The sequence below is a fragment of the Ensifer adhaerens genome (assembly GCF_002940685.1).
GTDB classification, from domain to species: domain Bacteria; phylum Pseudomonadota; class Alphaproteobacteria; order Rhizobiales; family Rhizobiaceae; genus Ensifer; species Ensifer adhaerens_E.
The window spans coordinates 154,591-176,886 of sequence record NZ_PNFP01000012.1; the positions used below are offsets into that span (position 1 = coordinate 154,591).

At 63.3% G+C, this 22,296-nt stretch carries 21 protein-coding genes and 2 riboswitches; of the genes, 8 read left to right on the top strand and 13 right to left on the bottom strand.

The features are described 5' to 3' along the window. The 4 genes from C1A35_RS23045 to C1A35_RS36015 form a co-directional block, all read right to left on the bottom strand. Positions 1–963 carry an ABC transporter permease gene (locus C1A35_RS23045; RefSeq protein WP_104666587.1) on the bottom strand — a complete coding sequence of 321 codons (963 nt, stop codon included), beginning with the start codon at positions 961–963 and terminating at the stop codon, positions 1–3. Beyond that, complete coding sequence (locus C1A35_RS23050; RefSeq protein WP_104666588.1) at positions 960–2,471, bottom strand: sugar ABC transporter ATP-binding protein; 1,512 nt, start codon at positions 2,469–2,471, stop codon at positions 960–962. Before C1A35_RS23050 ends, C1A35_RS23045 begins: the two co-directional genes overlap by 4 nt. 190 nt (positions 2,472–2,661) lie before the next feature. Further along, a complete protein-coding gene (locus C1A35_RS23055) occupies positions 2,662–3,552 on the bottom strand; it encodes a substrate-binding domain-containing protein (RefSeq protein ID WP_104666589.1) in 891 nt (296 codons plus the stop codon). A gap of 109 nt (positions 3,553–3,661) precedes the next feature. Then, positions 3,662–3,850 (bottom strand): hypothetical protein, encoded by a 189-nt coding sequence (locus C1A35_RS36015; protein WP_158665133.1) that lies wholly within the window; start codon positions 3,848–3,850, stop codon positions 3,662–3,664. Here C1A35_RS36015 and C1A35_RS23060 point away from each other — a divergent pair. After that, positions 3,849–4,133: an acylphosphatase gene (locus C1A35_RS23060; RefSeq protein WP_104666687.1), complete on the top strand. Its 285-nt coding sequence runs from the start codon at positions 3,849–3,851 to the stop codon at positions 4,131–4,133. The two genes, C1A35_RS36015 and C1A35_RS23060, sit on opposite strands and share 2 nt — an antisense overlap. Before the next feature lie 113 nt (positions 4,134–4,246). On the opposite strand, the gene C1A35_RS23065 is transcribed toward C1A35_RS23060, so the two are convergent. After that, entirely contained in the window at positions 4,247–4,903 is a 657-nt protein-coding gene (locus C1A35_RS23065; RefSeq protein ID WP_104666590.1) for a TetR/AcrR family transcriptional regulator, read from the bottom strand. A 191-nt stretch (positions 4,904–5,094) separates the two neighbouring features. On the opposite strand from C1A35_RS23065, the gene C1A35_RS23070 reads away from it, so the two are divergent. After that, positions 5,095–6,291 (top strand): multidrug effflux MFS transporter, encoded by a 1,197-nt coding sequence (locus C1A35_RS23070; RefSeq protein ID WP_104666591.1) that lies wholly within the window; start codon positions 5,095–5,097, stop codon positions 6,289–6,291. A gap of 60 nt (positions 6,292–6,351) precedes the next feature. On the opposite strand, the gene nrdF is transcribed toward C1A35_RS23070, so the two are convergent. The 7 genes from nrdF to C1A35_RS23105 all read right to left on the bottom strand — a co-directional run bounded on the left by nrdF (position 6,352) and on the right by C1A35_RS23105 (position 14,983). Continuing rightward, positions 6,352–7,326, bottom strand: a complete 975-nt coding sequence (nrdF, locus tag C1A35_RS23075) for a class 1b ribonucleoside-diphosphate reductase subunit beta (RefSeq protein ID WP_104666688.1) — start codon at positions 7,324–7,326, stop codon at positions 6,352–6,354. 234 nt (positions 7,327–7,560) lie between these two features. Further along, positions 7,561–9,714, bottom strand: coding sequence for a class 1b ribonucleoside-diphosphate reductase subunit alpha (gene nrdE / locus C1A35_RS23080; protein ID WP_104666592.1), 2,154 nt, complete (start codon positions 9,712–9,714; stop codon positions 7,561–7,563). Further along, positions 9,684–10,100, bottom strand: a complete 417-nt coding sequence (gene nrdI, locus C1A35_RS23085; protein WP_104666593.1) for a class Ib ribonucleoside-diphosphate reductase assembly flavoprotein NrdI — start codon at positions 10,098–10,100, stop codon at positions 9,684–9,686. The genes nrdE and nrdI overlap by 31 nt, the downstream gene beginning before the upstream one ends. Positions 10,101–10,112: 12 nt before the next feature. Further along, entirely contained in the window at positions 10,113–10,334 is a 222-nt protein-coding gene (gene nrdH, locus C1A35_RS23090; protein ID WP_104666594.1) for a glutaredoxin-like protein NrdH, read from the bottom strand. 389 nt (positions 10,335–10,723) lie between these two features. Beyond that, positions 10,724–10,949: riboswitch (cobalamin riboswitch) on the bottom strand. Between the two features lie 165 nt (positions 10,950–11,114). Next, on the bottom strand, positions 11,115–11,909 hold the full coding sequence (locus C1A35_RS23095) for an acyl-CoA thioesterase (protein WP_104666595.1): 795 nt from the start codon (positions 11,907–11,909) through the stop codon (positions 11,115–11,117). Beyond that, complete coding sequence (gene metE, locus C1A35_RS23100) at positions 11,906–14,260, bottom strand: 5-methyltetrahydropteroyltriglutamate--homocysteine S-methyltransferase (RefSeq protein ID WP_104666596.1); 2,355 nt, start codon at positions 14,258–14,260, stop codon at positions 11,906–11,908. Before metE ends, C1A35_RS23095 begins: the two co-directional genes overlap by 4 nt. Before the next feature lie 100 nt (positions 14,261–14,360). Next, a riboswitch (cobalamin riboswitch) is annotated at positions 14,361–14,581 on the bottom strand. Positions 14,582–14,599: 18 nt separating this feature from the next. Then, entirely contained in the window at positions 14,600–14,983 is a 384-nt protein-coding gene (locus tag C1A35_RS23105; RefSeq protein WP_158665134.1) for a hypothetical protein, read from the bottom strand. Between the two features lie 63 nt (positions 14,984–15,046). Here C1A35_RS23105 and C1A35_RS23110 point away from each other — a divergent pair, with 63 nt between their 5' ends. From C1A35_RS23110 to C1A35_RS23135, 6 genes are all read left to right on the top strand, one after another. Beyond that, positions 15,047–15,976 (top strand): LysR substrate-binding domain-containing protein, encoded by a 930-nt coding sequence (locus tag C1A35_RS23110; protein WP_158665135.1) that lies wholly within the window; start codon positions 15,047–15,049, stop codon positions 15,974–15,976. Positions 15,977–16,208: 232 nt separating this feature from the next. Beyond that, positions 16,209–17,051, top strand: coding sequence for a metallophosphoesterase family protein (locus C1A35_RS23115; RefSeq protein ID WP_104666599.1), 843 nt, complete (start codon positions 16,209–16,211; stop codon positions 17,049–17,051). Further along, positions 17,048–18,214, top strand: a complete 1,167-nt coding sequence (locus C1A35_RS23120; RefSeq protein WP_104666600.1) for an ABC transporter ATP-binding protein — start codon at positions 17,048–17,050, stop codon at positions 18,212–18,214. Before C1A35_RS23115 ends, C1A35_RS23120 begins: the two co-directional genes overlap by 4 nt. Further along, positions 18,207–19,121, top strand: a complete 915-nt coding sequence (locus C1A35_RS23125) for a carbohydrate ABC transporter permease (protein ID WP_104666601.1) — start codon at positions 18,207–18,209, stop codon at positions 19,119–19,121. The genes C1A35_RS23120 and C1A35_RS23125 overlap by 8 nt, the downstream gene beginning before the upstream one ends. Then, on the top strand, positions 19,118–19,954 hold the full coding sequence (locus C1A35_RS23130) for a carbohydrate ABC transporter permease (protein WP_104666602.1): 837 nt from the start codon (positions 19,118–19,120) through the stop codon (positions 19,952–19,954). The genes C1A35_RS23125 and C1A35_RS23130 overlap by 4 nt, the downstream gene beginning before the upstream one ends. A gap of 24 nt (positions 19,955–19,978) precedes the next feature. Further along, positions 19,979–21,244 (top strand): ABC transporter substrate-binding protein, encoded by a 1,266-nt coding sequence (locus C1A35_RS23135; RefSeq protein ID WP_104666603.1) that lies wholly within the window; start codon positions 19,979–19,981, stop codon positions 21,242–21,244. 63 nt (positions 21,245–21,307) lie between these two features. Here C1A35_RS23135 and C1A35_RS23140 read toward each other — a convergent pair whose 3' ends face one another. After that, complete coding sequence (locus tag C1A35_RS23140) at positions 21,308–22,294, bottom strand: substrate-binding domain-containing protein (RefSeq protein ID WP_104666604.1); 987 nt, start codon at positions 22,292–22,294, stop codon at positions 21,308–21,310. Between the last annotated feature and the right edge of the window lie 2 nt (positions 22,295–22,296).

Here is a 22,296-nt window from a genome sequence, read left to right on the forward strand (position 1 = left end):
TCAGCGCTTTGCCTGCTTGGCGCGCACGTCGAGCCAGACGGCGATCAGGATCACCAGGCCCTTGACGATGAGCTGGTAGAAGTAGGGGACCGACAGCATGTTCATGCCGTTGTTCATGACGCCGATGATGAGCGCGCCGATCAGCGTGCCGACCATGGTGCCGACGCCGCCGGCAAGCGAGGTGCCGCCGAGCACGGCTGCTGCGATCGCGTCGAGTTCGTAGCTCATGCCGGCATTGGTCTGGGCGGAGAACAGGCGCGACGACAGGAGCACGCCGCTGATCGCCGCCATCACGCCGGAGATCATGAAGATGGTGATCTTCAGCCGGTCGACCTTGATGCCGGAATAGACCGCCGCCTCGCGGTTGCCGCCGGTCAGATAGGCGCGACGGCCGAAGCTCGTCTTGCTCAAGAGGATGTGGTTGACGAGGAAAAGGACGGCGACCACCCAGATGATGATGGGCAGGCCGAGGAAGCTTTCGGTACCGATGGCGGTCCACGTCGCATTCTCGATCATCGCCGGCGCGCCGTTGGTCGGTAGGCTGACCATCCCGCGGTAGATGCCCATGGTCGCGACGGTCACGATGAAGGAGGGTAAGAGCAGCTTCGCCGTCAGCACGCCGTTCAGCATGCCCATCAGGGCGCCGGCGAGAAGCGTGACGACGAGCGCCGGCGCGAAGCCGAGGCCGAAGGCGAAACATTGCGCGCCGACCATGCCGGCAACCGCAATGATCGAGCCGACCGAAAGGTCGATTTCGCCAAGCAGGATCACCCAGGTCATGCCGAAGGCGGCGATCGCCACCACCGCCACCTGCTGCAGGATGTTCATGAAGTTGACGACCGACATGAAGCGCGGGTTGAGGAAGGAGAAGATGACGCAGAGCATCACCAGCGACAAAAGGATGCCGCCATATTGTTTCAGCGCGCGCAGGAAGGCGGCCTGGATCTCGGATTGCTGTGTCATGATTTGAATCCCGTTGCGTGCGCCATGATCGTTTCGGGGTTGAGATCGGCTCCGGATACGGTCGCGCCGATGACGCCTTCGTGCATGACGACGACGCGGTCGCTCATTCCCAGAACCTCCGGCAGCTCGGAGGAGATCAGCAGGATCGCCGTTCCCTCGGCCGCCAGCTGGCGGATGATCTTGTAGATTTCGAACTTGGCGCCGACGTCGACGCCGCGGGTGGGCTCGTCGAGGATCAACACCTTGGGCCTGGTCAGCAGCCACTTGGCGAGCACGATCTTCTGCTGGTTGCCGCCGCTCAAGGAACCCGAGGGCGTGTCGAGCGAATGGGTCTTGATCGAAAGCCGGCCGACTTCCTTGGCTGCAGCGTCGCGCTCGGCGCGGCTGCGGGTGAAGCCGAGCGGTCCGGTGAAGTCGGAAAGCGCCGCCATCGAGATGTTCCAGCCGACGCTGTGGCTGAGCACGAGGCCCTCTTCCTTGCGGTTCTCGGTGACGAAACCGATGCCGCGCGAAATCGCCTCCGCCGGTGAGCGGAAGCGGACGGGTTGCCCCTCGAAGCGGACAGTGCCGGTGGCGGCCTTCATGCCGAAGAGCGCATTCATCACCTCCGAACGGCCGGATCCGACAAGGCCGAAGAAGCCGAGGATTTCGCCGGGCCCGATATCGAAGGAAATGCACTCGAAGTCGCCGTCGCGGGTGAGGCTGTCGACGGAGAGAACCGGGGCAGCGCCGGCATTCCGTTCGTGCGCCGGTGGCGGATAGATTTCGTCCATGCGGCGGCCGACCATCAGCGCGATCAGCGCCTCGATGGTGACGTCGTCGCGGTCATGGGTCGAAACATACTCGCCGTCGCGGATGACGGTGATGTCGTCGCTGAGCCGCATGATCTCTTCCATGCGGTGGGAGATGTAGATGACGGCGACGCCACGGCTCTTCAGCCGGGCGATAATCTCAAACAGGATCTCGGCTTCGCTGTCGCTGAGCGAGGACGTCGGCTCGTCGAGAATGACGACCTTGGCCTCGTGGCTTAAGCCCTTGGCGATCTCGACGAGCTGGCGCTGGGCGATCGAGAGATCGCCGACCTTCTCACTGACATCAACAGGCAGGCCGAGGTCGGCGACGATCGCGCGGGCCCTGGCGACGAGCGCCTTGTCATTGATGAAGCCGAAGCGCCGCGGCTCGCGGGTGGCAAGAATGTTCTCGGCGACCGTCAGGTTGCTGCAGAGGCTCAGTTCCTGGAAGACGATGGCAAGTCCGAGGGCGGCTGCGTCCTGTGGGTCTGCGGGGCGGTAAGGTTTTCCGTCCAGGGTGATCGCACCCGAGGATGCCTCGTGCACGCCGGCCAGAATCTTCATCAGCGTCGATTTTCCGGCGCCGTTTTCGCCGAGCAGCGTGTGCACCCGGCCGCGCCGGACCTTGAGGCGCATGCCCTTCAGGGCCGCAACCTGGCCGAAGGATTTGGTGACATTGTCGATCTCTAGAATGGTATCCGTGGTCGAGCCAGACATGGCGACCTCCTGAGAGTACCGCGCGTCCCATCCGGGCGCGCAAAGGCAAGCCGAAGGGGCGCCTTCGACCATGGGCCGAGGGCGACGCCCAATGGGTTGCCGCCGCCTTTCAAGCGGAGCGGGATGCGGGCGGAAAACCGCACATAGCTTTCCTCATCCCGCTCGAAGGCGGCGGCGGTCCTGGGAGGACTTATTTTGCGGTGTAGACGCCCGGAACGATCGGCTGTTCGGCCGGAACGGTCTCGCCGGCGGCGACCTTGACGGCGGTGTCGACCGCCTGCTTGCCCATCTGGTCCGGGAACTGCTGGATGACGCCGACCATGACCGGGTTGCTGTCGACGGCGTCGCGCGCTTCCTTCATGCCGTCAAAGCCGATGACCTTGACCTGGCCTTCGAGACCGGCTGCCTTGACAGCAACGGCGGCAGCAAGGGCCGCATCGTCGCCGAAGCCGAAGATACCTGATATGTCAGGGTTTGCCTGCAGCATGTTCTGGGCGGCGGAGAGCGCCTCGGCGCGGGTGATGCCGGTCTGGATCGCGACGATTTCCATGTCCGGATGCTTGGCGATCGCTTCCTTGAAGCCGTTGACGCGGTTCACGACCGACTGGACCGTCGGATAGTCGATGACGGCAACCTTGCCCTTGTTGTCGAGCACCTTGGCCATCAGCTCGCCGGCCTTGACGCCGCCGGTGAAATTGTCGGTGCCGATATGCGAGGTGACGGTCGCGCCATTGGCCGGGACGTCGACCGTGATCACCTTGATGCCGGCTTTCTCGGCCTTCTCGATCGCGGCGCGCACGCCCTGGCTGTCGACCGGCGAAATGACGATGACGTCGACGCCCTTGACGATGAAGTCCTCGACGTCGGCGAGCTGCTTGTTGAGGTCCTGGTTGGCGATCGAGACTTCGAGTTTGACGTTCTTGGCTTCGGCCTCGGCTTTCATCGCGTCGGCGAGCTCGATGTAGAACGGGTGCTGCTGGGTGAGCAGCGATGCGCCGATGCCATCGGCGAAAGCTGTCGAGGCGATGAGCGACAGCGCCGTACCGGCGACGAGCGACTTCAGAATGCGGGACATGGTCATGGTTTCCTCCCTGGAAACGGCGCGGGCCTTCTTGTGTCTCAGCCAAGCTGGCGAGGCCCTCCCACCGCCGTCTTGGTGAGATCGTAAAAACCACAAAAGTTTTCGCGCGTCAACTTTTTAAAATACGCAAAGAAAAAATAGATTGTCTGCGAGAGAAGAAAATCTGCCGCGCAACGCGCATCGGTATGGCTCCCGCACGGAGCGACCACGGCGGAAAATGAGTGGCTTGCGCATTGCGCTTGCCTTCGTCATGGATTGCCCCACAGTGATCCGGAAGACGGGTGATGGAGGCGATCATGGGCCAGCCGCAAAAGACCGCGCGCGTGCGAATCCTCGGGCGCGTTCAGGGCGTTAGCTTCCGCGTATGGACACGTGACAAGGCCGAGAAACTGGGGCTGGTCGGGTGGGTCAAGAACGAGCCCGATGGCTCGGTTTCGGCCTTGATCAGCGGCCCGGAAGAGACAGTGGCTGCGATGCTCGAGAGCCTGCGCAAGGGGCCGCCGATGGCATCGGTGACGGAAGTCATGACCGAGTTCGTCGATTGGTCCGGAGAGCTTCAAGGCTTCCGCATCACCCGCTGAAGCGCGCCGTGCAAAAACATATTGCTGCAAAACATCAGGCGCGCATCTGAGCCTTCATCGCGCTTCGCGCGCTCGCCAGCCGTGGCGTGGCGCTTGAACCCAAACCGCCAGGCTTATGCCGCAGGCCGGCCGTAGGCGCGCAGGAACGTTCTCACCGCCTTGCGAGCGCTGATCTCCAGTTCCGCTTCGCTCGGCGTTTCACCGAAGAGCCCGCCCATCTGCAGGTCCGCCTTGATCAGCGCGATGAACTGCCGGGCGGCGAGATCGAAATCGTCGATGTCGAGCGGTGCGACATGCGCAAGACGCGCAAACAGCGCCGCGAGCGCCCGGTCGGTCTTGCCCGGTCCCTGCTCTCGCCAGAACTGGAAGAGATGCGGATAGCGGTTGCCCTCGGTCGAGATCAGCTTCTGGATGAACTTGGCGTCCTGGTTGCAATTGCAGTTCTTGTTGAGGCGAACGGCAAAGGCGGCAAGGTCTTCCTCAAGATTGTCGGCTCTTTCGGGAAATGTCGCGAGGATGGAGAAGAGCACGCCGTTCACGCGATCCATGATGTCCTGGATCACTGCCATGAACAGCGTCTCTTTCTCGCGGTAGTGGTTGTAGATGGTCTGGCGAGAGACACCGGCCTCCACGGCGATCTCGTCGATGCTGGCGCCGGAGAAGCCTTCCCGACAGAAAACATCGGCGGCTGCCTCCAGGATCGAGACGCGTTTGGCGAACTGCCCTTTCTGGGAACGAGCGTCAGCCGAGGCCAAATCAAATTTCTTCATGGACTGAAGATAGGGCCCATTGACGATTTAGACAATGCTGTCTAATTTTACAGTTGTGTCCAAATTAATGGACGGAATAGTCAGCGCAGGATGCGTCTCCCAAAACGTTCGATCCTGGCACGACGATGTCTTTGAGTTTCAATCCGGGCGATAGCGGTTTCGGCTTTCGCGATTTCTGAAAGTTCATTGCCATGACAACGTCCTTCTTCCGCACGGCGATCGTGCTTGGCCTGATCTCGGCGATCGGCCCCTTCGCTATCGACATGTATCTGCCGGCCCTGCCGTCGATCGGCAAGGATCTGGCGGCCGAGAACGGCGTGGTTCAGCTGAGCCTTTTGGCGTTCTTCATCTCCTTCGCCGTCTCGCAGCTGATCTACGGGCCGCTTTCCGATATCTGGGGCCGCAAGGCGCCGCTTTATCTCGGCATCGGTCTCTTCACCGTCGCCAGCATCGGCTGCGCCCTTGCCTCCGATATCGAAACCCTGATCGCCTTCCGCTTCCTGCAGGGGATCGGCGGTGCCGCCGGCATGGTCATTCCGCGCGCCGTGGTGCGCGACATGCACACCGGCGTCCAGGCGGCGAGGCTGATGTCGATGCTGATGCTCGTCTTCAGCATTTCGCCGATCCTGGCGCCGCTTGCCGGCAGCGCCGTCATCCAGTTCTACGGCTGGCGCGGTGTCTTCTTCGCGGTGACGATCGCCGCCTTCATCGGCCTGATCCTGCTCTCGACGCAGTTGCAGGAGACCCGGCCGAAGAAGGACCGCGCCGACAGCAGCATCGCAAGCGCGCTTGCCGCCTACCGCCTGCTTCTGTCCGACCGCAACTTCCTGACGCTGACGTTCATCGGCGGCCTCGGCATTTCCGGGTTCCTCGTCTATCTCGCCAATTCGCCCTTCGTGCTGATCGACCACTACGGGCTGACGCCGACGCAATACAGCATCGCCTTTTCGATGAACGCCGTGTCGTTCTTCGCGGTGTCGCAGGCAACTGGCTGGCTCGGGGAACGCTTCGGCCTGGTGCGGGTGATGCATCTTGCCGTCGGCGCCTTCGCGCTGACCATGGTCACGATGTTCGTCGTCATGAGCCTCGGCTTCAACCAGCTGCCGGTGATGGCCGCGTTCCTCTTCGTCGGCTATGGGGTGCTTGGCCTCGTCATCCCGACCTCGGCGGTGCTGGCGCTCGAAGACCACGGCGAGATCGCCGGCACGGCTTCGGCGCTGATGGGCACGCTGCACTTCGTCACCGCCGCCGTCGCCATGGTGATTGCGAGCGTCTTTTTCGACGGAACGGCCCTGCCGATGGCAGGCGCCATCGCCGCTTGCGCGCTCGCCGCTTTCCTTTTGACTCAGGCAACGATCGGCCGTAGCCGGGTGGTCGCGGCGGAATAGAGACACGACGTCAATGCGAAGAGCCGCCCTCTCGGGCGGCTCTTCGTGTTTCTCGCTTTCTCAGAAATCCCAGTCTTCGTCTTCGGTCGCGACCGCCTTGCCGATGACATAGGAGGAGCCGGAGCCGGAGAAGAAGTCGTGGTTTTCGTCGGCGTTCGGCGAGAGCGCGGAGAGGATGGCAGGGTTCACCTTGCAGGCCTCGGCCGGGAACAGCGCCTCGTAGCCGAGGTTCATCAGCGCCTTGTTGGCGTTGTAGTGCAGGAACTTCTTCACGTCCTCGGTGAGGCCGACGCCGTCGTAAAGCGCCTCGGTGTATTTCGCCTCGTTGTCGTAGAGTTCGAGAAGCAGATCGAAGGCAAAATCCTTGATCTCCTGCCGGCGTTCCTCACTCAAACGCTCCAGCGCGCGCTGGAACTTGTAGCCGATGTAATAGCCGTGCACCGCCTCGTCGCGGATGATCAGCCGGATCATGTCGGCGGTGTTGGTGAGCTTGGCGCGGCTTGACCAGTACATCGGCAGGTAGAAGCCGGAATAGAACAGGAAGCTTTCGAGGAAGACGCTGGCGACCTTCTTTTTCAAGGGATCGCCCGACGCGTATTCCGTCATGATCAGCGCCGACTTCTTCTGCAGGAATTCGTTCTCCTCCGACCAGCGATAGGCGTCATCGACGTCGGGGGTGAGGCAGAGCGTCGAGAAGATCGAGGAATAGGAGCGCGCGTGCACCGCCTCCATGAAGGAGATGTTGGAAAGCACCGCCTCCTCATGCGGGGTGGCCGCATCCTCCATCAGCCTGACGGCGCCGACACCGTTCTGGATCGTGTCGAGCAGCGTCAAGCCGGTGAAGACGCGGATAGTGAGCTTCTGCTCCTCCGGCTTCAAGGTCGCCCAGGAGGGGATGTCGTTGGAGAGCGGCACCTTCTCCGGCAGCCAGAAATTGCCGGTCAGGCGATTCCAGACCTCCAGGTCCTTGTCGTCCTCGATGCGGTTCCAGTTGATGGCGCGGATGCGGCTTGCGGGTTTGGTGTGCATGTTCATGTCGGTTGAGCCCATTTGGTTGTGTCTGCCCCTCATCCCGCGGTGAGGGAATTGCCCCTCATCCGCGCGGTGAGGGACTGCCCCTCATCCGTCTGCCGGTACCTTCTCCCCGCAGGCGGCGAGAAGGGATATGCCGCACCGCCTCACAAACATCTGGACCGCAGGTGTGGCACGTCCCCTCTCCCCGCGTGCGGGGAGAGGGCTAGGGTGAGGGGCCGTTACTGGAATGCGAGGTTACAGCGCGCAGGACACGCAGCCCTGCACTTCCGTGCCGGACAACGCCATCTGCCGAAGGCGGATGTAGTAGATGGTCTTGATGCCCTTTTTCCACGCGTGGATCTGGGCACGGTTGATGTCGCGGGTCGTTGCCGTGTCGCGGAAGAACAGCGTCAGCGACAAGCCCTGGTCGACGTGCTGGGTGGCCGCCGCATAGGTGTCGATGATCTTCTCCGGCCCGATCTCGTAGGCGTCCTGGTAATAGTCGAGATTGTCGTTGGTCATGAAGGCGGCCGGATAATAGACGCGGCCGATCTTGCCTTCCTTGCGGATCTCGATCTTCGAGACGATCGGGTGGATCGAGGAGGTCGAGTGGTTGATGTAGGAGATCGAGCCGGTCGGAGGCACCGCCTGGAGGTTCTGGTTGTAGAGGCCGCCTTCCATCACCGCCCGCTTCAGCTCCAGCCAGTCTTCCTGCGTCGGGATGGCGATGCCGGCTTCCTCGAACAGGTCCTTCACCTTCTCGGTCTCGGGCAGCCATTCGGCTTCGGTGTATTTGTCGAAGTATTCGCCCGACGCGTATTTCGAGTTTTCGAAACCCCTGAAGCTCACGCCCTTCTCGACGGCCAGTCGATTGGATGCCCGGATCGCGTGATAGGTCACGGTGTAGAAATAGATGTTGGTGAAATCGATGCCTTCGTCGGACCCGTAGAAGATGCGCTCGCGGGCGAGATAGCCGTGCAGGTTCATCTGGCCAAGCCCGATCGCATGGCTGTCGTCATTGCCCTTCTCGATCGAAGGCACGGAGGAGATGTGGCTCATCTCGGAGACGGCGGTGAGGGCGCGGATCGAGGTCTCGATCGTCTGGCCGAAGTCCGGGCTGTCCATGGCAGCCGCGATGTTCAGCGAGCCGAGATTGCAGGAGATGTCCTTGCCCATGTGCTTGTAGGAGAGGTCGTCGTTGAATTCGCTCGCCTCGCTCACCTGCAGGATTTCCGAGCAGAGATTGCTCATGGTGATGCGGCCGGCGATCGGGTTTGCCCGGTTCACCGTGTCCTCGAACATGATGTAGGGATAGCCGCTTTCGAACTGGATCTCGGCGATGACCTGGAAGAACTCGCGCGCCTTGATCTTTTTCTTGCGGATGCGGGCATCCTCGACCATCTCGCGGTACTTCTCGCTCACCGAGATCTCGGTGAAGGGCACGCCATAGACCTGCTCCACGTCATAGGGCGAGAACAGGTACATGTCCTCGTTGTTGCGGGCGAGCTCGAAGGTGATGTCGGGAATGACGACGCCGAGTGACAGCGTCTTGATGCGGATCTTCTCGTCGGCATTTTCGCGCTTGGTGTCGAGGAAACGCATGATATCGGGGTGGTGGGCGTGCAGGTAGACGGCACCGGCGCCCTGGCGCGCGCCCAGCTGGTTGGCGTAGGAGAAACTGTCTTCGAGCAGCTTCATGACCGGGATGACGCCGGAGGACTGGTTTTCGATCTGCTTGATCGGCGCGCCCATCTCGCGGATGTTGGTGAGCGACAGCGCCACGCCGCCGCCGCGCTTGGAAAGCTGCAGCGCCGAATTGATCGCGCGGCCGATGCTCTCCATGTTGTCTTCGATCCGGAGCAGAAAGCAGGAGACGAGTTCGCCGCGACTCTTCTTGCCGGCGTTGAGAAAAGTCGGCGTCGCCGGCTGGAAGCGTCCGGAGATGATCTCGTCGACGAGATCGCGGGCAAGCCCTTCGTTGCCGCGCGCCAGCGTCATCGCCACCATGCAGACCCTATCCTCGTAGCGCTCGAGGTAGCGCTTCCCGTCGAAGGTCTTCAGCGTATAGGACGTGTAGTATTTGAACGCCCCGAGGAAGGTCGGGAAGCGGAACTTCCTTGAATAGGCGTGGTCATAGAGATCGCGCACGAAGTTGAAGGAATACTGGTCGAGCACTTCCTGCTCGTAGTAGCCCTCCGTCACCAGATAATCGAGCTTCTCGCGCAGGTTATGGAAGAACACCGTGTTCTGGTTGACGTGCTGGAGGAAGTATTGCTTCGCCGCCTGCCGGTCCTTGTCGAGCTGGATCCGTCCCTCTTCGTCATAGAGGTTCAGCATCGCGTTCAGCGCATGATAGTCGAGCGCTGCTTCCGTCGCCTTCAAAGGGCGTTCGAGTGTTGTGACGTCCAAAATCGTTCCATCCCGTTTTTGACATTGGCGACGTCCTCGTCGGTCCCGAGCAGCTCGAACCGGTAGAGATAGGGCACCTGGCACTTGGCCGAGATCACGTCGCCGGCGATCCCGTAGGTCGCCCCGAAATTGCTGTTGCCCGCGGCAATCACGCCGCGGATGTGAGAGCGGTTGCCCGCATCGTTCAGGAAGCGGATCACCTGTTTCGGCACCGCACCACGGCCTTCGTCGCCGCAATAGGTCGGCACGACGAGCACAAAAGGCTCGGCAATGGTCAGCGGCTCCTTGCCTTCCTTGAGCGGGATGCGGGCCGCACGAAGGCCGAGCTTTTCGACGAAGCGATGGGTGTTTTCCGAGCGGCTGGAAAAATAGACGATCAGCCCCATCGCTTTCTCCCCTTAAGAAAGCGCGCTGATCATGTCCGGGCGGAAGCCGGCCCAATGCCGTTCCCCGGCGACGACCACCGGGACCTGGCGGTAGCCGAGACCCTGCACGAGTGCGAAGGCATCCGTGTCTTCGGAGATATCGACGATCCTGTAGTCGATGCCCTGGCGGTCGAGCGCGCGGGTGGTGGCAGTGCACTGGACGCAGGCGGGTTTGCTGTAGACGGTGATCGACATGGGTTCCTCGTGAGGGTCTGGCAAATGGGCGCAAAAAGTCGTCGGGTCGCGCGAACGCGAGCCGCGGTGTTGGCGATTGGACACGAAACATCGCTCCCCGGTCGCCTCGACCGGAGTTGACGTCGTCAAGCTGGCCCAGGGTCGGTTACGCAACCGGGTCGGCTCGTTTTGCTCGGGCGCTCAGGAAACCCGCGGATGCGGGTTTTCAAGGCGCGGCCTTTCGATCAGGCGCGCAACAACGCGCACCCGTCCGCAGAAGGTGGATCTGAACTGGAAGAAACTGACATGACTTCACCCCGAAGCTATCGACAGGCTGCCGGGGAGATGTCGAGACGATCGAGCAGGTTCATCCTGCCGCAATACTCAACCCCTCCGGACACCCCGCCCGTGGACGTTTGGTGATCGAGGCAGGTCTCCTGGCTTACGGGTCAAAGCTTCCATCCCGACCTTCCCGAGGCCTCATGCCTCAGTGGTCCAATTCCGGACAGTCGCTCGCCGTCTACAGTTGCGGGGGCAGCTACGGCATAGCCTGAGCGGAAACCCGCCGGCGCACCGTATTCCCGTCTTAGCTCCCAATCCTTGCGAATCGGAAGAACCTCGAACACTAGATATAGTATCTCATCGCAAATTTGCGTCAATAGGTTCCGTGTGCCGGCGGTGGGGGCAAGAGGGTGATTTCTTTTGCAGTGTGGATAACGGGGAGTAAACGGGCCTTTGGCACCAAGGCTGTGGATAGGGCGCCCGTGCCGCGATCCGCATCGTGCGGACGTCCCCATTCCATCAGGCAGCGAAAGCGGCCACGGGCCGGTTGTCCCCGTCGACGGCGACCATGACGAAAGTTCCGGCAACGGTCCGCTGTCGACGGCCGGTGAGGAGTTCCTCCGACCAGAGTTCGACCTCGACAGTGGCCGAACTGCGACCCGTCCGCACAATGCGGGCGACGGGTTCGATGATCGAACCGATCATGATCCGGTGCTTGAAGTCCATGCCGGTGCAGGAGGCAAGCACGGTCGTCCGGCGGCTCCGGCGCGTCGCGACGACAAAGGCCGCCTTGGTCATCTGCGCAAGGGCGTCGCCGCCGAACATGGCGCCGAAGCTGTTGGCCTGATCGGGAAAGACAATGTCGACCATGCGGAGCGTGCCCGCCGCTTCGGGTACGGTCCTTGTTCGATCGAGCGGCGGCAAGATCCAATCCGCTTGATCGGTACCGGGCATGGCGACCATGGTGAACGTGCCCCGGCTGCAGAAGTGGCGGCTGCCCGTGGCGATGTCTTCGGCAAGCATCTCGATCTCAACCACCATCGAACGTCGCCCGACCCGCGCCGGGCGGCCGGTGAAACAGACGATCTGGCCGATGCGCGCGGGGGCCTGAAAGTCGATCCGATCGCAGGACGCGGTCACGAAGGGGACGCGACCGTGACGGGTGGCGACGATGAAGGCGATCCGGTCCATGAGCGCGAGACCGGCGCCGCCGAAGAGCGTGCCATGGTGATTGGTATCGCCGGGAAACACGATGTCGATGAGGGTGGCAGGCGCCGAGGTTCTCCCCGGCGCCGTCTCAGTGTGGTCGATCATGCGCCGACGGACCCGCGTGGCGGAGCCGTTGGCCTCTGGCGCAGCGCCTTTGCTGCTGCGACCATGTTGACGAGCGCCGGCCGCGTCTCTTCCCAGCGCCGGGTCTTCAACCCGCAATCCGGATTGACCCAGATCTGGTCCGGCGTGAGGCCCTCGGTCGCTTTTTCGATGAGATGCACCATTTCCTCGACGCCGGGCACCCGTGGCGAATGGATGTCGTAGACGCCCGGGCCGATTTCGTTCGGATAGGCCCGCCCGGTGAAGGCTCCGAGCAGTTCCATCTTCGATCGCGATGTCTCGATGGAGATGACGTCGGCATCCATCGCCGCGATCGCGGCCATGATGTCGTTGAACTCCGAGTAGCACATATGGGTGTGGATCTGGGTTGCATCGCCCACGCCGGCTGCGCTGAGACGGAAGCACTCCACCGCCCAGTCGAGATAGGCCTTGCGATCGGCCTTTCGCAGCGGCAGGCCTTCGCGCAGTGCCGGTTCGTCGATCTGGATGATGGCGATGCCGGCGGCCTCGAGATCGCAGACCTCATCGCGCAGCGCCAGCGCGATCTGCCGGCACACAACGGAACGTGGCAGGTCGTCGCGCACGAAGGACCATTGCAGCATGGTGACCGGACCTGTCAGCATGCCCTTGACCGGGCGATCGGTCAGCGACTGCGCGAAGGTCGCCCACTCGACCGTCATCGGGTTCGGTCGCGAAACGTCGCCGAAGATGACAGGTGGACGCACGCAGCGCGATCCGTAGCTCTGCACCCAGCCGCTCTGGGTGAAGGCGTAGCCCGAGAGCTGCTCGCCAAAGTACTGCACCATGTCGTTGCGCTCGAACTCGCCGTGAACGAGCACGTCGATGCCGACCTCTTCCTGCCAGCGCACTGCCTGCTCGGTTTCTCGGCGAAGATAGGCGACATAATCGACATAGCTGAGCTCGCCTTTGGCATGCAGCGCGCGGGCCTGCCGGACCTCCGATGTCTGTGGGAAGGAACCGATCGTCGTCGTCGGGAAGAGCGGCAATGACAGCTTCTTCGCCTGCAGTGCCCGGCGGTGCGCGAACGGGGATTGCCGCTTGCTATGCGCATCCGTCAGCGCTTTCAAGCGCCCGGCGACCAGGGGATCATGGATCCTGAGGGAGGTGAGCCTCGCCCGGGCAGCCGCGATCGAGGCGGTGAAGACGTGCTCCGGATTGGCAAGCCCCGGTTCGAAGGCGCTGGCAAGCAGGCTGAGTTCGTCGAGTTTCTGCGTGGCGAAGGCGAGCCAGGAGGACAGTTCCGGATCGAGCGCACGCTCCAGGTCGAGATCGATAGGCACGTGCAGCAGTGAGCATGAAGGTGCGAGTTCGATGCGGTCGCGGCCGTGGGCCGAAATCAGGGGCTGCAGACGGCGGAACAGGCCGGCCAGATCGGTCCGCCAGATGTTGCGGCCGTCAATGATACCGAGCGACAGCACCCGGTCCGCCGGAGCCGACCGGATGAGCGTGTCGACCTGCTGCGGGGCGCGTACGAGATCGACATGCAGCCCGGCGACCGGCAGCGCCAGTGCCGCTGCCGCGTTGTCGCCGATCGAGCCGAAATAGGTCGCAAGCATGATCTTGAGGCCGGGCACGTCGGTCCCAAATGTGCGGTAGGCAAGATCGAGGGCGCGACGGTCGTTGCCCGTGAGATCGAGCGCCAGGCAGGGCTCGTCGATCTGGACCCAATCGGCGCCGGCGTCCGCAAGCTCCGCCAGGACCCGCACGTAAACGGGCAGCAGCCGTTCGATCAGGTCGATCGGATCGAAGTCGCCGTCCTTCGATTTGCCGAGCTTCAGCAGTGACACCGGGCCGATGAGCACCGGGCGTGTGCGGTAGCCGAGCGCTTGAGCCTCCAGAAAGGCTTCCAGTGGGCGATTGCAGGTGAGCTCGAAGTGCTGATCCGTGTCGAACTCGGGCACCATGTAGTGATAGTTGGTGTCGAACCACTTGGTCATTTCGAGAGCTGGGACACCGCTGCCGCCTCCCGAATGGGTGCAGCCGGCGGCGCACGGCGTGTCGGCCGCGCCGCGCGCCATGGCAAAATAGGTGTCGAGATCGACCGGGCCGCCCGTCCACCCATAGGCCGGCGGAATTGCCCCGACAAGCACGGCGGTATCGAGCACGTGGTCATAGAAGGAGAAGTCGTTGGACGGGATGACGTCGATGCCGCGTGCTTTCTGTGCGGCCCAGTTTTCGGCGCGGAGCCTGGCTCCGGTGCCGAGAAGTTCGTCGCGGCTCGCCTTTCCGGCCCAATAGCGTTCGAGCGCGAATTTCAGTTCGCGACGGCGGCCGATGCGCGGGAAACCGAGATTGGCAGTCTTGATGGTCATTTCCTTACCCCGAAGGTTATGGGCAAGGCTTGAATGCGACGCAGCCGCGGCGCGAGAGCGATCCCGCGTCCTCAACGCGCCTCATCGGACACCCCGCCCGTGGACGTTGTTCATCGCGGCAGGTCTCCTGGCTTGCGGGTCGTCGCGGACCGTTCCGTCTTCCCGAGGCGTCTTCCTCAGTGACATCATCGAACGGCCGCTCTCCGCCTACAGTTGCGGGGGCAGCTCCGGCATGGGCGCTTTTGAAGGCGCCGTACCGAATTCCCTCTTAGCTCCGTCCCGCCGCAAGGCGGGCGAAGAACCACGATGGGGCGACAATGCCCTGTCCTGGCCCTCCCGTCAATCGCATAAAGAAATGCTTATGTCTTTATTTTCTCCGGCCGACGCCCGCGGCGAGACCGCCGCGGCATGCGGCCTGTGCACGGGCTGGTGCCCGGGCGAGGCTTGCGGCTTGGTCGGAGTGTCCTCTTCCTCCGGCCAGTGCCATGGATCGGAGGCGTCGCCGACGCGCGCGCGGATGTGCTCCTGGTCTCGCGTCAGGCCGATGTCGCGGAGCTGGAACTCGTTGAAGCCATCGATGGCAACAGGAGCGCTGAGGGCGTTGCCGGCCCAGTTCAGGACATGGTAAATCGTTGATCGCACTGCCCTAAGCATTGCTATCCTCACTTCTCTGAAACGTCGTGTGTTCGCGAAAAAAGTGAGGGTTTTTGCTGCTTCGCGCAAAGCGATTTCTCGCATGCTGGCATAAAGAATGCTTATCTCAGTTCCATGAGCAAGATTCCCCCCATGAGTGCGGTGCGCGCCTTCGAGGCAGCCGCCAGGCACTTGAGTTTCACCCGCGCTGCCGACGAGCTCGGCATGACGCAGGCGGCCGTCAGCTACCAGATCCGGCTCTTGGAGGATCGCATCGGCGCGCCGCTCTTCGTGCGCCTTCCACGCGAAGTGCGGCTGACCGCCGCCGGGCGGCAGCTGGCGCCAAAGGTGACGGAAGCGATCGACCTTCTCGGCGCGGCTTTCTCGGAGATTGCCGACAAGACCGAACACCATCTGCACATCTCGGTGCTTCCAACGGTCGTCTCGAGCTGGCTCGGCCAGCGGCTCGCCACGTTTCAGACGGCCCATCCGAACATCAGCATCAGGGTGCACATGTCGACCGATCTGGTCGACTTCAAGCGCGACGCGATCGATCTCGCGGTGCGCAGCGGCGCCGGCGACTGGCCGGGCAACGATGTGTTTCCGCTGTTCCCGCTCGATTACGTGCCGGTTTGCACGCCGTCATTCCTGGAAAAGCACCAGCTGAAGGAGCCCTTGGACGTCTTGCGCGTCCGGCGCTTCGGCAACGCCAACTGGTGGCGGCGGTGGATGATCGAGAACGGCGTCGAGCCGCCGGCAAGCAACGGCACCGAGCTGATCTTCGACGTTCAGGCGATGGATGTCGCCACCATCCTTGCGGATCACGGCATCGCCATCGCCGTTTCGACCTTCCTGATGGATGAGCTGAAGAGCGGCAGGCTCATCCGGCCCTTCGAGCATGTGGTGCGCGACGGCCGCGCCTACTGGCTGGTCTATCCGCAAAGCACCAGGCGGCAGAAGAAGATCCAGGCCTTTCGCGAGTGGATCGTAGCCGAGGCCGATGCGTCGAACGCCATGCTTTCGACGGTGATGGCGCAATCCTGCCCGGCGTCACGTCAGGCCGAGCGCGCGGCAAGGCCCTGATTTTTGGGAACACAGCAGCGCCACCCGCCTCGATCGGCGCGGTCTGGCCCCGATTTCCCGGCCCGTCGGTTTTCCGGAAAATGACGCTTTCATGGAGAAACTGAAAATCAGCTGAGAACGGCTGTTACCAAACTGACATGGCGGCTCCCTAAAGACTGCGGCCAACCGCAGGTGAGGGAAGAGACAGACCTCCGACGCGGATACCGCAAGCCATCGTCGGAGGCCCGTTTCCATGAAGATCGTTCAGATCAGCGACACCCATCTCAGTCCCGCCAAGAGCCATTTCAACGGCAATTGGGAACCGGTTCGCGCCTGGATCGAGGAGGTGGCGCCCGACCTCGTCGTCCACACCGGCGACGTGACGATCGACGGTGCCGACCACGAAGACGACATCACCTATTCGCTCGGCCTGATCGGCCAGCTTTCGATGCCGGTGCTGACCGTTCCCGGCAACCACGATGTCGGCCACCTGCCGGGCTCGCACCAGCCGGTCGATGCTGAGCGGCTTGCCCGCTGGCGCCGGCTCGCCGGTCCGGACTACTGGAGCCGCGACCACGGCGACTGGCGGCTGATCGGGCTCAACAGCTTGCTCATTGGCTTCGAGGACGTGGAAGAGGACAGGCAGTTCACCTGGCTTGAGGAACAGTTGCTCAGCCGCGATGGCCGCCAGGTGGCGATATTCGCGCACAAACCGCTCTTCGTCGATGACCCCAAGGAAGGCGATACCGGCTACTGGGGCATTCGTCCGCTCCAGCGCCAGCGCCTCTTCGAGCTCTTCGCCGATGCCGAGGTGGCGCTGCATGCAAGCGGCCATCTGCACTGGGCGTGGACCGGCGAACATGCCGGAACGTCGCTCGTCTGGGCGCCGCCGACCTCCTTCATCATCGATGCGCTGGAGCGGCCGATGCCGGGCGAACGGCTGGTCGGCGCCGTCGTGCATGAATTTACCGATGCCGGCGTATCGAGCGAAATTATCCGGGTTCCGGGGTTGGTCAGCCATGTGCTCGATCCGATCGTCGAACAGGTCTATCCGCTGGCGGCCAAGAAGAAGCCACAGGTGGAGGCGGCGCAATGAGCGTGCTTTCGCTTCAAGGCATCACCAAGTCCTATGGCGGCAACGCCATCCTGAAGGGCGTCAGCCTCGAGGCGGAGGCCGGCGAGTTCATCGCGCTCGTTGGCCCGTCCGGCTGCGGCAAGAGCACGCTTCTGCGCATCGTTGCCGGCCTTGACCACGGCGACGCCGGCGAAATCGTTATCGGCGGCAAGAGCGTTGCCCGCATGGCCGCGGCCGATCGCAACGTCGCGATGGTCTTCCAGTCCTATGCCCTCTATCCGCATCTGACCGCCGGCCAGAACATTGCCGTGCCGCTTGCCATGCGGCGGCTTTCGGCGGCGCAGCGCCTGCCGGTCGTCGGCAATCTCCTGCCGGGGCAGAAGCAGCTCCGCAGCGAGATCCAGCGCCAGGTCAAGGAGATGGCGCTGGCGCTGAAGATCGACCATCTGCTCGACCGCAAGCCCGGGCAGATGTCCGGCGGCCAACGGCAGCGCGTGGCGCTTGCGCGTGCCATGGTGCGCCGTCCCGCAGTCTTCCTGATGGACGAGCCGCTCTCCAATCTCGACGCCAACCTGCGCGTCCATGCCCGCGGCGAGATCGTCGATCTGCACCGCCGCGCCGGCGTGCCGACGCTTTACGTCACCCACGACCAGTCGGAAGCCTTGTCGATGGCCGACCGGGTGGCCGTGATGATCGGCGGCAATCTCCTGCAACTGGCGGCTCCTAAGGAAATCTACGACAACCCCTCCCATATCGAGGTCGCGCGCTTCCTCGGGCAGCCGAAGATCAATGTGCTGGAGACTCGTACCGATGCCGCCGGTATCGTGCGCTTCGGCGACCTGCTGCTTCTGGCGGACCGCGGGCGTGCACCCGACGCACCGGTGCAGCTCACGATCCGCCCGGAATTCGTGCGTTTCCATCCCGCAAGCACGGGCCGGTTGACCGGACGCGTCGAGCGCATGGAGTTCCTCGGCTCGGAGGTCATCGTCCACGCCCGTCTCGATGCGATCGGCGACGTGGTCACCGCCAAGTCCGCGCCATCAGAGGCCGCGGCGCTTAGTCTCGGTCAGCCGGTCGATGTCGAGATTATGCCGGACCGCGCGATGCTCTTCGACCAGCAAGGCGCCCGCCTTCAGGCCGAGCCGGTTGCGATCGCAGCGTCCCTGGAGAAGATCCATGGCTAGCGTCGCGACCTTCGAGACCGCGATCGCGGAGCCTGCAGCGCGCGAGGCCCGCATCGCCTGGCTGCTGGCGCTGCCGGCAATCACGCTTCTCCTTCTCTTCATCCTCTTACCGACGCTGGCCGTGATCGTGCTCGGCTTTACCGATTTCGAGCTCGGCTACGGCAGCTTTCGTTTCGTCGGCTTCGAGAATTATGCCGAACTCTTCGGCGACCGCACGTTTCGCCGCTCGCTCTGGAACACCGCCGTCTATACGCTGATTGTCACGCCGGTCTCGATCGTGCTGGCGCTGGCGATCGCCATGCTGATCGAGGCGGAGACCAAGGGGCGGGCCTTCTTCCGCACGGTCTATTTCCTGCCGGTCGCCTCACTGCTGGTCGCCATGGCGACCGTCTGGCAATTCCTCTTCCACCCGACCATCGGCCCGATCAACACCTTCCTTTCGCTTTTCGGCATTGCCGGCCCCAACTGGCTCGGCGCCTCCGGCACGGTGCTCTACGGGCTTTCGATCATCGGCATCTGGCAGTCGGTCGGCTTCAACATGGTGCTGTTTCTGGCCGGCCTCACGGCCATCCCGCGCGAGCTTTATGCAGCCGCTGAAGTCGATGGTGCGAAATCCTGGTTCGATCGCTTTCGCCTCGTGACCTGGCCGATGCTCGGGCCGACGACGCTGTTCGTCACCACCATCAGCATCATCAATTCGGTGAAGGTGTTCGAGACGGTGAAGACGCTGACCGAGGGCGGGCCGAACAAGGCGTCGGAGGTGCTGCTTTTCACCATCTACCAGGAAGGCTTTGTCTACCTGCGCGTCGGCTACGCCTCGGCGATGACCGTCGTCTTCCTCGCCATCCTCGTCGTCCTGATGTTCCTGCAGTACCGCGTGCTCGACCGGAAGGTGCATTACGCATGACCCCCAACGCCCCTTCCGTCGCCCGCATCGCCCGTCTGACGGTGCTGTCCCTTGGCGCTCTCATCTTCCTCGCGCCTTACATCTTCATGGTGTCGACCGCCGGCAAGGCGCAGAGCGAGATCTTCTCCTCGTCGCTGTCGCTGATCCCGCAGCAATGGTCCTACATCGAGAATTTCTCCAAGGCGCTGTCGCGTGTCTCGATGGGAACCTTGCTCTTCAACGGCGTCATCGTCTGCGCGCTGATCTTCGTCATCCAGATCGTCGTTGCGATCCCTTGCGCCTATGCCATGGCGAAGCTGAAGTTCCGCGCGGCCCGCACGATGATGGTTCTCGTCATGCTCGGCCTGCTCGTGCCGATCCATGCGACGGCGCTGCCGATCTATGTGGCCTTCGACAGGCTCTCGGTGCTCAACAGCTACGCAGCCCTTGTCGCGCCGTTCTCGATCTCGGTCTTTGCGATCTTCCTGTTCCTGCAGTTTTTTCGCGCCATGCCGGATGAGCTGATCCATGCGGCGAGGCTCGACGGCATGTCGGAGGCGGGCATCGTTGCGCGGGTCATCGTGCCGAATGCCTGGCCGGCGATCACGGCCTTCGCGATCTTCTCGGTGGTCGCCCACTGGAACGATCTCTTCTGGCCGCTGATCGTCGTCACCAACCAGGATTATGCGACCCCGCCGCTCGGTCTTCTGTACTTCCGTGCCGCCGAAGCCGGCGACGACTACGGCGCGCTGATGGCGGCCACCCTCATCATCACCCTTCCCCTCGTGACGGCATTTCTGCTGGCGCAGAAGCGCTTCGTCGAGGGCATCACCATGACCGGTCTCAAAGGCTGAACGGTCCAACCTGGAGCGCATCCCATGAAACATCTGAGACAGCTTTTCACCGCGGCTGCCGCATCGCTGATGCTCGCCGCCCCCGCTTATGCTGAGACCCAGCTCACAGTTCACTATCCGATGCCCGGCTTCTTCAAGGACGTGATGGACACGATCTCGAAGAAGTTCATGGAAGAAAACCCCGATATCAAGATCACCTTCGCCAATCCGTCGGCGACCTATGAGGAGGGCATCCAGACGATCATGCGTCAGGCCGGAACGGCCGAGATGCCCGATCTCACCTTCATCGGCCTCAATCGTCTGCGCATGGTCGACGAGCGCGACATTCCCGTCGACCTCGGCCCGTTCATCGCCAAGGACGGCAACATGGCCGAGCAGGGCTTTTCCGAAAACATCCTGAAGCTCGCCCAGGTCGGCGGCAAGCAGGTGGGCCTTGCCTTCGCCACCTCCAACCCGATCATGTATTACAACGCCGATCTCGTGCGCAAAGCCGGCGGCGACCCGGAAAATCCGCCGAAGACCTGGGACGAGGTCATCGCGCTCGGGGGCAAGATCAAGGCGCTCGGCGACGGCAACGAGGGCATCGACTTCCGCTGGCAGAGCGACGACTGGATGTTCTCCGCGCTGCTTTTCGGCGCCGGCGGGGACATGCTGAGCGCGGACGAAAGCAAGGTGACCTTCAACGGTCCAGAAGGACAGAAGGCCGTCGAGGTGCTTGACCGCATGGTCAAGGAAGGCGGCCTGCCGGTCTTGACCAAGCAGGCCGGTGAACAGGCCTTCGTTGCCGGCAAGGTCGGCTTCGCCTTCCAGACGACGGGCGCGCTGCGCAACACGATCAAGAATGTCGGCGACAAGTTCGACCTGCGCACCGCGCACATTCCGCTGATCGATCCGGCCAAGGGCAAGCTGCCGACCGGCGGCAACGCCGTGGTCATCCTGACGCACGACGCCGAAAAGCAGGAAGCCGCCTGGAAGTTCGCGAAGTTCGCCGCCGGTCCCTATGGCGCCTCGGTCGTCGTTCCCGGCACCGGCTACGTGCCGAACAACGAGCTTGCCGCCAAGTCGCCCGAGTATCTCGCCAACTTCTACAAGGAAAACCCGCTGTTCCGCGCCGGTCTCGAGCAGATGCCGCTGATGCGCCCCTGGTATGCTTTCCCGGGCAGCAACGGCGTGAAGGTCACGCAGACGATCGTCGAGAACCTGTCGCGCATCGTCGAGCAGCAGGCGACGCCGAAGGAAGCGCTGGACGAGGCTGCCGCCGAAGTCGAAGGCCTGCTGCCGCGCAGCTGATCCTGTAGCCGAATCGATAGACGTCGCCCCGAGGAAACTTCGAGGCGGCGTTTTCGTATTTGCTCACGCGAGGTGGCGAACCGTCCCGCCCGGGTAGAGCCGGCAATCGAGGTTGAGATGGCGGCAGCCCGACGCGTTCTCGGCCATGTCGAGCAAAAGCGCCGCCGCCGCAAGCCCCATGTCGCCGTCGGGCATGGAGATGGTCGTCAGCGTCGGCGTCATCAGCCGGCCAAGCGCGATGCCGTCGAAGCCGGCGACGGAGATGTCGTCCGGCACGGAAAGGCCTTCACGCCGAAGCGCTGCGATGACGCCGAGGGCCAGCAGGTCGTTGGAGGCGATGATCGCGGTCGGCTGGTGCTGCGCGATGACGGCGCCAAGATCGAGGCTCTCGTAGCCGTCGACGAACGGGATTTCGACCGCCTCCATCGGCCGGACACCGGCCTCCCGCATGGCGGCGGAGTACCCGTCATAACGAAGGCGCGCCCGGTCGGAGGAGCGGAAGTGGCCGGAGACGACGAGAATGCGGCGATGGCCGTGGTCGAGGATGTGGCGGGTGAGCTCGAAGCCGGCGCGGTAATTGTCGACGGTGACGGCGGCGGCGAAGCGGGCGACCGGCCGGTTGTTGAGGAGCACGGTCGGAGGCAGCGCCGCCGAAAGCGCCTCGCTGGTCCTGGCATCGCAGAGCGTCAGGATCAGCCCCGTCGGCCGTTGTTCGAGCAGCGAACGCACGGCGCGTGCCTCGAGCGCCGGATCGTAATTGGACTGGGCGATCAGCACGCCGTGGTTTGCTGTCTGCATGCGGTGCTGGATGCCGCCGAGCGAGGCGGAGAACACCGGGTTGGTGACGCTCGGCACCAGCACGCCGACAACCGGCTGGCTGCGGCCGGCGGTGCGGCCCGTGGCCGGCTGCGGGCGGTAGCCCAGTTCTGCGGCGGCCCGGCGTACGCGGCGCACCATCTCGTCGCTGACGGGGCCTTCGCCCTTCAGCACCCGCGAGACGGTCGCCAGCGAGCAGCCGGCATGAAAGGCGATCTGTTGCAGGGTAACCATCG